Here is a 15,323-nt window from a genome sequence, read left to right as displayed (position 1 = left end):
TTCACAAGGGCATCATCCTAGCAAGACAGGGGCACGCATGTCCGGTCCGCGTCGGTTCCCACTTCATGTTCACACAGCTTCGGCGCATTCGGCTTCCGGGCGCCGCGCTATACTTTGGGCATTCGCTTCGATGCCATCGCATCCGCACCGTCCGCATATCGGTAATCAGATAAGGAAATCAGCCCATGCTGCTCACCGGCTCCCCCGTCAACCGCCTCGGCATCTTCTTCTTCTACGATGCGCAGGGCGTGGTGGACGACTACGTCACCACCCTGCTCGACGGGTTTCGACCCCACTTCTCCGAGATGACAATCGTGTGCAATGGCAAGCTAAACGACGCAGGCGGCGAGAAGCTCTCGCGCTATACCTCCAACCTCATCGTCCGAGAGAACAAAGGCTTTGACGTGTGGGCGTACAAGACCGCGCTCGATTCCTATGGCTGGGATAGGCTCGCGGCGTTCGACGAGGTGGTGCTCTTCAACGCCACAATCATGGGCCCCGTGTACCCCTTCTCCGAAATGTTCGAGACGATGAACAGACGCGACCTCGACTTCTGGGGCATCACCAAGTTCCACAAGGTGCCGCGCGACCCCTTCAACCGCAGCCCCTATGGCTACCTGCCCGAGCACATTCAATCCCACTTCCACGCCTACCGCCGCAGCTTGGTGACAAGCAAGGCCTTCCAGGACTACTGGGACAACATGCCGCCGATTGAGAGCTACTACGACTCCGTAGGTCTGCACGAATCCCTGTTCACCAAGCGCTTCGCCGACCAGGGCTTTGCGTGGGACGTCTACGTGGATACGAGCGATCTCGAGGGCTTCACCTACGGACCGATTACCTTCGCCGCCAAGCAGCTCGTAGCGGAAAAGCGCTGCCCAATCTTCAAGCGCCGTTCTTTCTTCCACGACTACGCGGATACACTCGATCAGTCCGTGGGCAACGCCGCGCTCGACCTGTACGAGTACCTGCACGACCACACCGACTACGACACCGACCTCATCTGGCAGAATGCGCTGCGCACGATGAACATGGCCGACCTGGTCAAAAACCTCCACCTCGACTTTGTGCTGCCGAGCCGCGTCGGCACGCCCATTCCCGAAGGCCGTCGTGTCGCGCTCGTCATGCACCTCTATTACATGGACCTGCTCGACAAAACCCTCGCTTATGCTTCCTCCATGCCGGAGGGCTGCGACTTCATCCTCACCGTCGGTTCCGAGGAAAACGCCGAGCTTGTGCGCAAGCGTTGCAAGGGCATGCCGTACAACGTGGACGTGCGCGTCATCCAGAACCGCGGCCGCGATGTCTCTGCCTTGCTCGTCGGTGCGGGCAGGGACTGCCTCAAATACGACTACGTATGCTTCGCTCACGACAAGAAAGTCACCCAGCTCTCCCCCTACAGCATCGGCGACGGCTTTGCCTACAAGTGCTTCGAGAACATCCTCGGTAGCAAGGAGCTCGTCTCGAACATCATCGATCACTTCGAGCGGGACCCGCATGCGGGCCTGCTGGCGCCCACGGCGCCGAATCACGCCGACTACTTCGGCAACTTCGGCAGCAAGTGGGGTCCGAATTACACAGGCACCAAGGAATTCCTCGAGGAGCTCGGCATCCATGTGCCGCTCGACCCAAACAAGGAGCCGGTGGCGCCAATGGGTACGATGTTCTGGTTCCGCCCGGCTGCATTCAAGCAGTTCTTCGAGCGAGAGTGGAGGTATGAGGACTTCCCGCCCGAGCCGAACAAAATCGATGGCTCAATGCTGCACTTCATCGAGCGCGCTTACGGCTACGTGCCACAAGCCAACGGCTATTACTCCGGATATGTGTTCTCCGATCGCTTCGCCCGCATCGAGATCACCAACCTCTCCTATGACACGCAAACGCTGGCCGCCTCCACGGCTCCGTACCTGCGCGCCACGATTAACGAGACCTGCGACGCCGTGCACAAAGGCTTTGGTCTTCGTGCCGCGTTGCTGTTCTGGTTCAAGCTCCACCTTGTCTCCAAGCCCTTCTTCTATCATCTGGGAGCCAAAGCGATGAGCGTCTACCGCCATATCAAGCATCCACATGACTATGACGCCGTGTACGGCGGCGCGGGCCACCTCGACAAAACCCGCGCGTAAGCGCGATGGCGAAAGGAAAACCGTGCCATGACTGACCAGCAGCAGCCCGCCCCCGCAGCCGGCACCGCCACAGGGCAGCGGGAGAAGAAGCCACGCCTGTTCTATCTGGATCTGGTGCGCGCATTGGCGGCCATCCTCATCGTCATCACGCATTTCAACAATCCATATCTGTCGAACCGTCCGATTTTCGCGAACCAGCCTTTCGGCATCTACATCGGCAGCCTTGGTGTTTCGCTGTTTCTCATCATCTCGGGTGCGGCGCTGATGTACACGTACGGCGATGAGCCAAAGCTTGACCTCAAGCGCTTCTACCACCGCCGGTTCCTGGGCATCTATCCGATGTTCTGGCTCGCCTTCATCATCGCGAACGCGTGGCTGTTCCTGCGCGCAGGCGGTCACGTGCTCTCCCAGGCACAGCCGTGGACCATCGTGTTCTCCATGCTGGGTGTCGATGGCCTTGTGGCCAACACCGCGCTGCCGACCTTCTACACGCTTGGCGAATGGTTCCTTGGTTTCATCCTGCTGTTCTACGTGGTGTTCCCGCTATTGCGGTATGGAGTGCGCAACCATCCATGGATCACGGCCGTCATCGTCGCCGCGCTCTACGTGCTCACGCTGATCTTCCAGCCGAGAGTCTTCGGACTGCCTATCGATCTGTTACTCACCACCCGGCTTCCTGAACTGGTCTTCGGCATGTTCTTTATCCGCTACATCAAGCGGGTGCCATGGATGGCAGCCATCGTCGCGATCGTGTTCCTGGCGGCGCAGGAGATTCATCCACTACTCACCGGTTTGCTGGGGGTGACCTTCGTGGGTATCGCCGCTTTCCTGGTGCTCGTGTGGGCCGCCCACTGGCTGGACGTGCGCGCCGTGCGCGTGCCGGTCAAGACCGTAGCGAAGTACTCCTACCCGATTTTCCTGGTGCACCATGTGCTCATCATGCAAATCTTCACCGTGGTGAACCCGGCTAGCCTGTCGACGACTGGAGCCTATCTGCTCTTCGCTGTGGATTTCATCATTATCATGGCTCTGTCCATCGCCCTCTACCGTCTCGAGCGTACGACCATCACCTACGTGCGTTCCATGATTGCGAAAGCCTAATGAGGGTGCGCACGGCGCACCAAGCCGGTCAATGATCGAGCTGGCGAGATTCGCTTCGGCCAGATGTTCGTCGGATTCCCCACACAGTGCATCGCGGCCGCAGGTCGTCATCAGGACAACATCCTTAGCCGTGTCATCGTGAACGCGCTCCTCTGCGCCGCGGGGAGCTGAGCGCACTGCGACGTTCGTCAAGCAGACTGCCGGCACCGCTGCCAAGTGGCAGGACTCCTTCTAGCAGTTCGTCACGCCAGCTCGCCAGATTTGCGAGGACATTCTTTCCATAGGAACGTCCTCGCATCAACCATTAAGAACTCGATAACAATGACACCGTCATGCGGACGTATCGCCGGTCTCCCCAAGCGTCGCTACTCCATCATCCTTGACTTCTGTGGCCTTATGGTTCATCATCCAAGCCAGTAACACCGGAAGTACATAATACATCTGAAGCGAATAGCGGAATGAAGCAACCGGGGAGAAGGCCAGCAACGATGCCAAGATACACAGCATCGGCAGAGAAAAGATGGCATAGGCTCTGACCTGCCTCCGGTGCACTGCCACAATCCAGCCGATTGCATACATCCACAATGGCAGAGCACGATTGAATAACACCAGATCAGTCACATCCGTGACCAGAGGCACACCTAGCCCATTGACGGTATTGAAAGCAGTTGAGGCGATTCGTCGCGCTGGAGAATAGTTGCTCTGGAACTGCGCCACATATCCGGCTCTGCACCCATCATTGCCGCACGCAGCGCGCGTGTAGTTATCATGGTCCATGAAATCCGTGTCGATGTATTCCGTGGATGGATTCGCGACCAACTGCCAATAAGGATTCATCAAATCAAGGTAGGCTCGCACATAGGAGCCCGGGTTCTTGAGTCCAATCTGGACCCATGCCTTGACGAACTCAGGAGTGAGCTCCACAGGTTCCTTGGTCTCATCGAATTGGAATTTCACCGGATCGGCATTGTACGGCAGGTATTGGGTCGTCCAGTACTCACGGGAATGGATGCGGGTGAGATAGCGATTTGCGTCCTCAGGAATTGTGCCGCCATCTTGATAAGCCCGCGCAATCTGCTGCACCGGCACCGAAAGAAGTTCTTGAGACGGGGAGGGCTCGGCATGAAGAACGTTCGAGAATACAAAACCAGTGCCCATGACAGCTGCCAGGCAAGCCGCCGCAAGTACAATCAAACGTTTACGCGCCATTTTGTAAACGACGAACAGCACTATCAGCACCACAATGACGATGAGCATCGCGTTCTTGCGCAGCTCGTACTCCGCATATAGCAGCAATCCGAAACCCACGAGAAAAGAAACACGCTGCAGGCATGCTCCCTTGGAATGTGCCACTTCCATGAGTTGCACGGTGAGCGGCAGCAACAGAACAGCGAAAACAACATCCGAGCTGTACAGAAGGTTATACAGGAGGAACGTCGGGCACAGCGCGAACACCCAGGTGAGCACGGTTGCCGTACGTCTCGTGATGAGTTCCAAAGTCGAGAGACGGGTGATGGAATATGCAGCCGCAGCAACGAAAATCCCGATTTGCAGCAGTCCATATAAGCCGAAAGAGGGAGATAAATATATCAACGGATAGGAGAGAAACCCCCACAGGAGGGAATGCCACTCCGAGAGGTTCCCCATCGCGATGCCCGAGATGGTGTTCTGATGATCGGCCTGCAGGAATCCCGGGAACATGATACCCCACATAACGAGGGACGGGACCGCGAGAATCAACACCCTCACCCACAGTACGAAGGTCCGGGAATCCCTGTCCTTTTGGTTTCCCCTCGCGCTTCGTTTCGCTGTGCTGGGTATCGCTGCTATCTGCCTGTTCACAGGTTCCTCCATGCAGACATCTTCCTACCTATGCTCAACGATTGTGCCGATAGACGTAAGCGGACATATTGGAGTCCAGAATGAAACGGCTCCGGGAATTCTTGGCAAGGGTGTCCAACACGATTCCCGCCACAATGCTCAGCAACCCGACCAGCAGCAGAAGCACCGCCCCTATGAGTGTCGGGAATCGCTGCACCATACCGGTGTGCCAGAAATCAATGGTCACAGACAACGCCAGCACGAATCCAATCACACCAATAACCACGCCAATCCAGCCGAAGAACGGCAGTGGCTTGTACTCGCGGATAAGGCGGAAAATCGTAGACAACACCCGGATGCCATCGCCAACTGTATTAAGTTTGCTAACCGATCCCTCCGGACGGTCGCGATACTGCACTGGCAGCTCGTAGAGACGCAGGTTGTTGTTCAGGCTATGGATGGTCATTTCCGTCTCCACCTCGAAGCCTTTGGACAGCACCGGATAGGTCTTGACGAAAGTGAAGGAGAAAGCGCGATAACCGGTCATGATGTCAGTGACGTGAGCGTCAAAGAGGATATTGATCGCGCCTCGAACCACACGATTGCCAACATTGTGGAACGGCCGCTTATTTTCGGCGAAGTACGTGGAACTAAGCCTGTCGCCAATCACCATGTCATAACCTTCAAGCACCTTTTCCACCATGTCAGGCGCAGCTTCAGCTGGGTAGGTGTCGTCGCCATCGACCATAACGTACACATCGGCATCAATGTCTTCGAACATTGCGCGGATTACATTACCTTTGCCTTGTCTGGGCTCTTTGCGCACGACAGCGCCGGCAGCCGCCGCGATGCGAGCGGTGGCATCGGTGGAGTTGTTGTCATACACATATATCGTGGCATCGGGTAGCACATGACGGAAATCCGTCACCACCTTGCCAATGGTAATCTCCTCGTTGTAGCAAGGGATAAGAACGGCGACTGAGGGGTCGCTGGTTTCAATGTGCATGAATCTCGAACACTCCTATAACGTGTGTTGTCTGACGGCACGATACCGGCGCTCAGCGCGCAGCCATGATCTGCTTGATCTTGGTGGCGTCGCCCCACACACCTGGAGAGTCGTAGGGACGGTCGGGGAAGGCGCCGTAGTCGAGCTTGATGTCCAGGCCATTGTCCTTGATATACCGCTCGACACGGTCGGCCAGGGAGATCGGCTCGCCAGTGCAGCAATTGATAACGCCGTTGACTTGGTCTTGGGAGACCACGGCGGCAATCTGGCGGGCAAGCTCGTCCACGTCGATGAAATCGTACTTATTTTTTCCTGTAGTGAACGGGAAAGTGGGCTTACCCTCCTTGGCTGCGGCGAGCAGCTTGGAGAAGATGGAGCTGCCGTGGGCATCGTCGCCAACAATGTAGTAGGCGCGAATCCACTGGGCAATGGCATCATGTTCCTGCGCAAGCATGAGAGTCGCCTCGCGCAGCGCGTTCTTGGCGATGCCGTACATGGAAGCGGGACGGCAGGGCGTATTCTCATCGATGGCGCCTTCCCAGTATCCGACCTCGTGCATGGTACCCATTACGGCAATCTGCTTGAGGCCGCCGTCGAGCATGTCCTTGATGAAGCGGTAATGGGAGGACAAGTCGCCCATATGGTTGTCGGAGTTATGCTTGAAACCATCACGCCATGCCATATGCAGGCATACATCCGGTTCTCCAAGCTTCTCGAACACATGTTCATCGGCCTCGAAAATATTGGCCTCAAGCTTCGTAGCGCGATTATCGACATCGTCGACGCGCAGGTCCGAAGCAACGACTTCCTGCCCCGCATCCAGCAGGGCCTTCACCACATGGCGCCCGATGTAGCCGCCGGCGCCAGTCACGAGGATTCTCTTGCTCATGGCTTCCGAGTCTAGCAGGGCGCCTTCCTGCAATGACGGCCGCGGTTTCTTTTCTCCTCTTTTCCTCGCTTGTTGGCGGTGCCACCTTTCCGATATGGGGCTGTCAGAACGTTACCGGCTCCTCGACGTTCCGCCCCGCTGGCTAGACTAGGCCTCATGGCTGAAGAGATTTTTGCGCCCAAGAACATCATCGTGACCGGCGGCTGCGGGTTCATCGGGTCCAACTTCGTGCATTACGTGGTGAACAACCACCCGGAGACCCACGTCACGGTCCTGGATGCGCTCACCTATGCCGGCAACATCGAGAACATCGCCGGTCTGCCGGAGGACCGCGTCGAATTCGTGCACGGCAACATCTGCGACGCCGAGCTGCTCGATCGCATCGTGCCGGGCCATGACGCGATTGTGCATTACGCGGCCGAGTCCCATAATGACAACTCGATCGCAGACCCGGCGCCGTTCGTCAAGACGAATGTGGAAGGCACGTTCCGTCTGCTCGAGGCCGCCCGCAAGTACGATGTGCGCTTCCACCACATCTCCACCGACGAGGTGTACGGCGACCTGGCCCTCGACGACCCGGCCAAGTTCACCGAGGAGACCCCGTATCACCCGTCCTCCCCGTACTCGTCCACAAAGGCCTCGTCCGACATGCTCGTGCGCGCCTGGCACCGCACCTACGGCCTGAGGACGACCATCTCCAACTGCTCGAACAACTACGGCCCGTACCAGCACGTCGAGAAGTTCATCCCCCGCCAGATCACCAATATCCTCGAGGGCATCCGTCCCAAGCTGTACGGCAAGGGCGAGAACGTGCGCGACTGGATCCATACCGAGGATCACTCCTCCGGCGTGTGGACCATCCTGACCAAAGGCCGCATCGGCGAGACCTATCTCATCGGCGCCAACGGCGAGAAGAACAACATCACCGTGCTGCGCATGATCCTCGACATGATGGGCCAGCCCGAGGATGCGTTCGACTGGGTCAAGGACCGCCCGGGCCATGACCGGCGTTATGCGATCGACTCCACCAAGCTGCAGACCGAACTCGGCTGGAAGCCGAAGCACACCGACTTCACTTCCGGGCTGAAACAGACCATCGAATGGTACACCGCCAATCGCGCCTGGTGGGAGCCGGCCAAGGCCGCCACCGAGGCCAAGTACGCCAAGCAGGGCCAGTGAGCTGAAGGACCAGTGAGCAACGTCATGGAATTCGAGAAAGAACTTAAGGTCACCGAGACCAACATCCCCGGTCTGCTGGTGTTCGATCTGCCGGTGCACGGCGACAACCGCGGTTGGTTCAAGGAGAACTGGCAGCGCGCGAAGATGACCGCGCTGGGGCTGCCTGACTTTGGCCCGGTGCAGAACAACATCTCCTTCAACGCCAAGCGCGGCGTGACCCGTGGCATCCACGCCGAGCCGTGGGACAAGTACATCTCCGTGGCCACCGGCGAGATCTTCGGCGCGTGGGTGGACCTGCGCCCAGGCGAAAGCTTCGGCCAGGTGTACACGACCCGGCTCGATCCTTCGCGTGCGATCTATGTGCCGCGTGGCGTGGGCAACAGCTTCCAGGCCCTCGAGGACGGCACCGCCTATACGTATCTGGTGAACGCGCACTGGAGTCTCGAGCAGAAGAAGACCTACACCTTCGTCAATCTGGCGGATCCGGAGCTTAACATCCAGTGGCCGATTCCGCTGGAGGAATCCGAGCGGAGCGAGGCCGACCTGCATCATCCGATGCTCAAGGACGCCAAGCCAATGGCGCCCAAGCGTACCTTGGTCACCGGTTGCAACGGCAAGCTTGGCCGCGCAGTGCGCGCCTATGCCGAGTCACATGGGCTGACTGGCTTCGAATTTCATGACAACGACACCTTCGATATTGCAGACCCAGTCGCCTATGAGGGCATCGACTGGGATCTGTATGGCACGATCATCAACGCCGGCGCCTACACCGCGGTGGACAAGGCCGAGACCCCTGAGGGCCGCAAGGAAGCCTGGCGTGTGAATGTTGAGGGTGTGCGGCGGCTTGCCCAGGTTGCCACCGCACACCACATCACGCTTGTGCATGTCAGCTCCGACTACGTGTTCGACGGCATCCTCCCAATGCATCAGGAGGATGAGAGCTTCGCCCCCATCAGCGTATATGGCCAGACCAAGGCTGCCGGCGACGCGCTCGTCAACAACGTTCCCAACCATTATCTCCTACGCTCCAGTTGGGTCATCGGCGAAGGCCACAACTTCGTCACCCGCATGCTCACCCTAGCCAAGGATGGCGGTCATGCGGAAGCCCCTAGCGACCAGTTCGGCCGTCTCACCTTCGCCGATGACATGGCAGGGGCCATCTTCCACCTGTTGGATTCCCGCGCCCCCTACGGCACCTACAACATGACTGGTTCTGGTCGCGTCGTCAGCTGGCATGACATCGCCAGGGAAATCTTCCAGGCGGCCGGCGCCGATCCGGATACCGTCGTCGCCAACTCTGTCGAGGAATACGCGCGCAACAATCACGCTGCGCTACGCCCCCGCAACTGTTCCCTCAACCTATCCAAAATCGAGGCGACTGGCTATCAGCCCCGCGACTGGGAGGATTCACTTAAGGATTACCTGTCCAAGGAGATCGGACGATGAAGGGCATCATTCTCGCCGGTGGTTCCGGCACACGTCTTTACCCACTGACCACAGTCACGTCCAAGCAGCTGCTGCCGGTGTATGACAAACCGATGATTTACTACCCGCTGAGCGTGCTGATGATGGCGGGCATCCGCGACATCCTAGTCATCTCCACACCGAAGGACCTGCCGAACTTCGAGCGGCTCCTAGGCGATGGCTCGCAGTACGGGGTGCGGTTCTCGTACAAGGTGCAGCCCTCCCCCGATGGCCTGGCGCAGGCATTCCTACTGGGCGAGGAGTTCATCGGCGGCGAGCCGTGCGCTCTGGTGCTGGGTGACAACATCTTCTACGGCAACGGTCTGGGCAAAATCCTGCGTCGTGCTGCATCTGTGGAACACGGCGCCACAGTCTTCGGCTACTACGTGGACGACCCGGAACGCTATGGCGTGGTTGAATTCGATAAGAGCCACAAGGCCATCTCCATCGTAGAGAAGCCCAAGCATCCAGCCAGCAACTATGCGGTGACAGGTCTCTACTTCTATGATTCCCGTGTCACCGAATTCGCCAAGCGAGTCCGGCCTTCGGCCCGCGGCGAGCTGGAAATCACCGATCTCAACCGCATGTATCTGGAGGATGGCAGCCTCAACGTACAGACGCTCGGCCGAGGCTATGCCTGGCTGGACACAGGCACCATGGATTCCCTGTACGAGGCGGGTGAGTTCGTGCGTACCGTGCAAAAGGCCCAAGGACTGCCCATTGCGGTGGCCGAGGAAATCGCCTACGAAAACGGCTGGATTGACCGCGAGGAACTGCTTGAAGCAGCACGCAAGTACGGCAAGAGCCCATATGGCAAACATCTCAAGGATGTGGCCGACGACAAAATCATAAGCCATCCAAGCGATGATCCGCAGCAAATGTGATGTAAGACGTTGATGCATTTCCATATGCTATGGAAATGCATCAACGTCCAAGGAAGTCCGACTTGGCTCGGAACGGATAGCATGCAGAGTCCTTGTTCAGACTCTTAAACTCGCCTCAATGAAGAGGGGGATAGGGCGTTTATTAGCAAGTCAGTTGATAAACAACCCAAGCATAGAGGTTGCCGGGCCAAAGCAAGAATCGTCAAACAAATCACGATAATGCTGATTTCCATGGTCACCTCCCTTCTTGTTGTAGCGGGGCTTGCTGGACTCGAGTGTATGCTGGAGTCTTAGCTCCAGCACTTCATTGAGGATCGTTCACAGCCACGCACACCACGCTCACGCCGGTCATTGCTGGAGTCTTAACTCCAGCACTTCATTTGATTCGCACCGTCCGCGGCACACAAACGCCAACGCCGTCCGGTGACCTTTGCCGCTAGCAGAAACGACGTCTTCGCACAGCGCCACTGGCATCATGCAAGTGATACGTGAGCGCAACCGTGTCGGCAGCTGCGCAGACGATCCACTCAGCGGATGCCCGGCAATCGAACTTAGCGGCAAGCGCTCGGCGCCACCCTCCTCGGACCGTCTGATTACACTGGACGACTTGCCATAGCAACAACAATCCCATCGCATAGGCAGGGTGTGTGATGCACAACGATTATCAGGACTACCTCACGTCGGCCGGGCTGAAACTCAACGTGTCCGCCCGCAGCCAGACGCCGACCGGGCAATCAGCGGCAGCCAATCCCTCTGCGAGCGCGCCGCAGGCAACACGAGCAGACCGGCCATCCCGCACCGCCGCCCCTTCTCAACCGACCGGCAACGCCAATGACGCCGGCGAAACCAGCGCCACCCGCGCCGCCATGACCGACGCCACCGCAGACGAGGCTCCGCTCCGCCGCGCGGGGACTCCGTCACTACCCGGCAACGGGGTCCTGGGCGTCGCCCAGCGCGTGCTCGGCGTGGTGGCACCACCCGTGCGCTGGCTGTGGCAGCGGCGTCCGAGGTTCTCCGTCGCGCTGTACGTGCTGGTGTTCGTCGTCATCAGCGTCACCGCCATGCTGTTCCTGCAGGCGGGCGTGTATCAGGCGCCGGTGTACGCGCCGGACCAGCAGGTCGACACTACGACGCGGGCCAACCAGAGCATCGTCGGGCAGGTCTCGGCATTCGTCTCCAGGGCCTGGCTGGGGCTGGGCGCCCAGGCGTTGCTCAACCTCTTCATCGTCGCGGCCATCTATCTGGCGGCCGTGTTCGTGATCAACCGGTTCTGGATCGCCACGGCCGTCGTCGGCTCGGCGGCCACGGCATTGGCCGTGGCCGACCATTGCAAAGTCGCCCTCCGCAACGAGCCGGTGCTGCCCTCCGACCTGAGCTTCGTGGCCAGCGGCAACACGGACAGTCTGCTCTCCTTCCTTTCCGACGACGACCTGGCGCTGGTAGGCACGGCCGTCACCGGCATACTCTGGTTCGCGGGCATCTGCGTCGTGCTGCAGTTCCTTGACCGTCGCAACGGGCTCATCCCGGTGCGCTGGCGTCCCCGGACCATCCGGAGGGCACCGTGGCGGTCGGCGGCGCTCATCGCGACCAGGCTGGCCGCGATGGCGCTCACCGTGGGTTTCGTGACCAGCATGGCGTGGACCTTCAACACCAACGGCACGTGGGCGCGTACGATGGCGCTCAATCTCGGCGATTCCCCGCGGTACTGGAACTCCCTGGAGGACGCGCAGGCCAACGGCACCGCGGCCGGGTTCATGCGCCTTGCACACGCCAAAACGATGGCCAAGCCCGCGGACTACAGCAAGGAGACGATGGAGGAGCTGGCGAAGCGCTACCGCAAAGCCGCCAACGACATCAATGTGACCCGCGCCGCCAATCTCACCGACAGCACCGTCATCATGGTCCTCTCGGAATCGTTCTCCGATCCGACGCGCGTGCCCGGCATCGCCTTCGGTCTCGACCCGATGCCCAACGTCCGTGCCATCAAGGAGGGCACCACCTCCGGGATCATGCTCTCCTCCGGCTATGGCGGCGGCACCGCGAACGTCGAATACCAGACCCTCACCGGCCTGGCGCTGGCGAACTTCGACACCTCGCTGCAGACGCCTTACCAGCAGCTGGTGCCGCATCAGAAGACTCCGTTCGCGTTCAACCAGATGTGGGAGCAAGCCCACGGCAAAGACGGTTCCGCGGCCTTCCACCCGTACTACAAGAACATGTATCTGCGCGACGTGGACTACAAGAAGTTCGGGTTCAAGTCCTTCCACACGCTGGACAGCACGCCTGCGGTGACTCATCAGGACCACGCGGGCAACAATCCCTATGTCAGCGACTCGGCCGCCTATCAGGAGGTGCTGGACCAGCTCGGCGCGACCGACCACCCGCAGTTCATCCAGCTGGTGACGATGCAGAACCACCTCGGCTACGACGACTGGTACCCGGACAATCCGTTCAAAACCGTCGACTATTCCCAGGTGGGCGACGGCGAGCACATCCCCATCGAGACCTACGCGGAGGGCGTCCGCCTCACCGACCAAGCGACCGCCGACTTCCTCAACGCGCTCAACGGACTGGACAAGCCCGTCACTGTCGTCTTCTATGGCGACCACCTGCCCGGCATCTATGCCACCGCGGCCGCGGACGAGAACAACACGCTGGCCTTGCATGAGACCGACTGGTTCATCTGGTCGAACGCGGCGACGGCGGCGGCCGATGGTACGGCGGCCGGCAATGGCGGTGAGGAAGGTACGGCTGAAGCGCCGTCAGCCGGCGACGGGTCGGATGACGCCGCCTCGGCCGGCGGCTATACGTCGTCGAACTTCTTCATGGCACAGACGGCGCAGCATCTGGACGCGAAGGTTTCCCCCTATCTGGCGCTGCTCACCGAGCTGCATGCCGAAGTGCCGGCGATGAGTCGAGTGGTCGCGGACACCGGTGGATTCGGCACCGGCACCGCCACCCTCCTCGATGCCGATGGCAACCCTATCAACGAGCGACAGCTGAGCAGCCGCGCCAAGCAGCTCCTCGCCGACTACCGGCTCGTCCAATACGACATGACCGTCGGCAAGGACTACCTCACCCAGTTCGGATTTACCGACCTGCCGCGGTAAGCGGGGGGCGTGTGGCGGGCGTCACCGCCGCGGATCCACCCGCAGCCCCCGGCAGCCATCCGCCGACCCCGCAAACCAACCCAGCCGAACCGCCCGTCAGGCCCGCCGCACCTGCGTGAGCTGATACGCCACCAGCAGCACCGCGAGCCACACCACGCCGGCGACCACGGCCACACGGTAGCTGGCGGAGAAGCACATGAGCACCACCATCGCCGCGAGGAACACAAGCACCACATACGGCGTCACATGCGCGAACGGCAGCTTGAACTGGATGCGTTCCAGCGCATCCGAGCCGGTGTGCCCGGCCAGCTCGCCGGGCCCGCGCCCGGAGGCGACCACCTTGCGGAAGCGCATCTCGGTGACCATGATGATCGTCCAGTTGATCACCGCGGAGATCGTGGCGATGGACATGAGGTAGTTGAACGCGAACTCGGGCCACACGAACACCACCACCACGGCGATCACGGTGATGGCAGCGGAGGTGAGCACGCCCGCCGCCGGCACGCCACGCTTGTTGAGCCGGCCCAGGTACGCGGGCGCGTTGCCCTGCTTGGCCAGCGAGTACAGCATGCGGGAGTTGGAGTACAGGGCGGAGTTGTACACGCTCATCACGGCCGTCAGGCACACGAAGTTGAGGATGCCGGCGGCCGCGTGCACGCCCACCGAGTCGAAGATCTGCACGAAGGGGCTGGACTCGCCGTCGATGCGGTCCCACGGCACCACAGCCATGATCACGCCGAGCGCGGCGATGTAGAACACCAGGATGCGCCAGATGATGTCGTTGGTGGCGCGGGGGATGATGCGCCGCGGGTCCTCGGTTTCGCCGGCGGTGATGCCAATGAGTTCGGTGCCGCCGAAGCTGAACATCACCACGACGAGCGCCATGAGCAGGCCGGTCCAGCTGCCGTCGTCGGCCCGCTGCATGAGGCCGTTGGGCAGGAAGCCGTCACCCACGGTGAACCAGTTCATGAAGCTCGCCTTGACGCCGGAGTCGGTGGGCAGCGCGAATGTGATCACCGCCAGGCCGCCGATGATCATCGCGATCACGGCCACGATCTTGATCACCGCGAACCAGAATTCGAACTCGCCGAATTTGCTCACGCCGAGCAGGTTGGCGGCGGTGATGAGCACCAGGAACACGGCCGCGGACACCCACTGCGGGATGGCCGGGAACCAGTAGTTGACGAAGCTGCCGACGACGCTGAGCTCCACCATCGAGACGAGGATGTAGTTGAACCAATAGTTCCATCCGGAAACGAATCCGGCCCGCTTCGACCAGTAGCGGGTGGCGTAGTAGCTGAAGGCGCCGGCCTTCGGATCTTCCACCGACATCTCGCTCAGCGCGCGCACGATGAGGAAGATGATGAGGCCGCCGAGCAGGTAGGCGACGAGGATGGCCGGCCCCGCCAGCGAGATGGATTCGCTGGAGCCGTAGAACAGGCCGGTGCCGATGGCGCCGCCGAGCGCGATGAGCTGGATGTGCCGGTTCTTCAGCGATTTGCGCAGCGTGCCGGGCACGGGGGCCGTGGTGTGGTCCGCGATGTGTTCGGATGCTGCCCCGCCCGCGCCCGCGCCAGCCGCAGCCGTCCCGGCGGCCCCGGCTGCCCCGCCCGCGCCATCCCTGCCCGCGGCCACCCCGCCGCGCGTGTTCCGTTCGCTCATGATGTCTGGTGCCGCCCTTCCTCTCGGTGTTCCTCTCGGTCGTTCTCTCGACCGCCGCCCCGGACGGGGGTGGCGGTTGCGGCC

The 15,323-nt window shown here is 60.4% G+C and carries 10 protein-coding genes; 6 read left to right on the top strand and 4 right to left on the bottom strand.

Annotated elements, in window-relative coordinates; all coding sequences use genetic code 11:
- The first annotated feature begins 185 nt into the window (after nt 1-185).
- Both H7U32_RS05675 and H7U32_RS05670 read left to right on the top strand, forming a co-directional pair.
- Nucleotides 186-2,123 carry a rhamnan synthesis F family protein gene (locus tag H7U32_RS05675; RefSeq protein WP_204468847.1) on the top strand — a complete coding sequence of 646 codons (1,938 nt, stop codon included), beginning with the start codon at nt 186-188 and terminating at the stop codon, nt 2,121-2,123.
- Nucleotides 2,124-2,150: 27 nt separating this feature from the next.
- Nucleotides 2,151-3,224: an acyltransferase family protein gene (locus H7U32_RS05670; RefSeq protein ID WP_204468845.1), complete on the top strand. Its 1,074-nt coding sequence runs from the start codon at nt 2,151-2,153 to the stop codon at nt 3,222-3,224.
- Nucleotides 3,225-3,554: 330 nt separating this feature from the next.
- Here the strand turns inward: H7U32_RS05670 and H7U32_RS05665 are convergent, their stop codons facing one another.
- From H7U32_RS05665 to H7U32_RS05655, 3 genes are all read right to left on the bottom strand, one after another.
- Entirely contained in the window at nt 3,555-4,925 is a 1,371-nt protein-coding gene (locus H7U32_RS05665; RefSeq protein WP_204468843.1) for a DUF6020 family protein, read from the bottom strand.
- A 175-nt stretch (nt 4,926-5,100) separates the two neighbouring features.
- Nucleotides 5,101-6,051 carry a glycosyltransferase family 2 protein gene (locus H7U32_RS05660; protein ID WP_204468841.1) on the bottom strand — a complete coding sequence of 317 codons (951 nt, stop codon included), beginning with the start codon at nt 6,049-6,051 and terminating at the stop codon, nt 5,101-5,103.
- A gap of 52 nt (nt 6,052-6,103) precedes the next feature.
- Nucleotides 6,104-6,940, bottom strand: coding sequence for an NAD-dependent epimerase/dehydratase family protein (locus H7U32_RS05655; RefSeq protein WP_204468840.1), 837 nt, complete (start codon nt 6,938-6,940; stop codon nt 6,104-6,106).
- A 156-nt stretch (nt 6,941-7,096) separates the two neighbouring features.
- Between H7U32_RS05655 and rfbB the strand changes: the two genes are divergently transcribed.
- The 4 genes from rfbB to H7U32_RS05635 all read left to right on the top strand — a co-directional run bounded on the left by rfbB (nt 7,097) and on the right by H7U32_RS05635 (nt 13,577).
- Complete coding sequence (rfbB, locus tag H7U32_RS05650) at nt 7,097-8,119, top strand: dTDP-glucose 4,6-dehydratase (RefSeq protein ID WP_204468838.1); 1,023 nt, start codon at nt 7,097-7,099, stop codon at nt 8,117-8,119.
- Nucleotides 8,120-8,143: 24 nt separating this feature from the next.
- Nucleotides 8,144-9,565 carry a sugar nucleotide-binding protein gene (locus H7U32_RS05645; protein ID WP_204468907.1) on the top strand — a complete coding sequence of 474 codons (1,422 nt, stop codon included), beginning with the start codon at nt 8,144-8,146 and terminating at the stop codon, nt 9,563-9,565.
- Nucleotides 9,562-10,467, top strand: coding sequence for a glucose-1-phosphate thymidylyltransferase RfbA (rfbA, locus tag H7U32_RS05640; protein ID WP_204468836.1), 906 nt, complete (start codon nt 9,562-9,564; stop codon nt 10,465-10,467). Before H7U32_RS05645 ends, rfbA begins: the two co-directional genes overlap by 4 nt.
- Before the next feature lie 650 nt (nt 10,468-11,117).
- Nucleotides 11,118-13,577 carry a sulfatase-like hydrolase/transferase gene (locus tag H7U32_RS05635; protein ID WP_239457549.1) on the top strand — a complete coding sequence of 820 codons (2,460 nt, stop codon included), beginning with the start codon at nt 11,118-11,120 and terminating at the stop codon, nt 13,575-13,577.
- 96 nt (nt 13,578-13,673) lie between these two features.
- On the opposite strand, the gene H7U32_RS05630 is transcribed toward H7U32_RS05635, so the two are convergent.
- Complete coding sequence (locus H7U32_RS05630) at nt 13,674-15,239, bottom strand: amino acid permease (protein WP_204468834.1); 1,566 nt, start codon at nt 15,237-15,239, stop codon at nt 13,674-13,676.
- Nucleotides 15,240-15,323: the final 84 nt, after the last annotated feature.

This window comes from Bifidobacterium pullorum subsp. saeculare, assembly GCF_016899725.1.
In the GTDB taxonomy this organism is placed as follows: domain Bacteria; phylum Actinomycetota; class Actinomycetes; order Actinomycetales; family Bifidobacteriaceae; genus Bifidobacterium; species Bifidobacterium pullorum_C.
The sequence above is the reverse complement of the archived record's forward strand: the minus strand, read 5'-3'. Positions and strand labels throughout refer to the sequence as shown.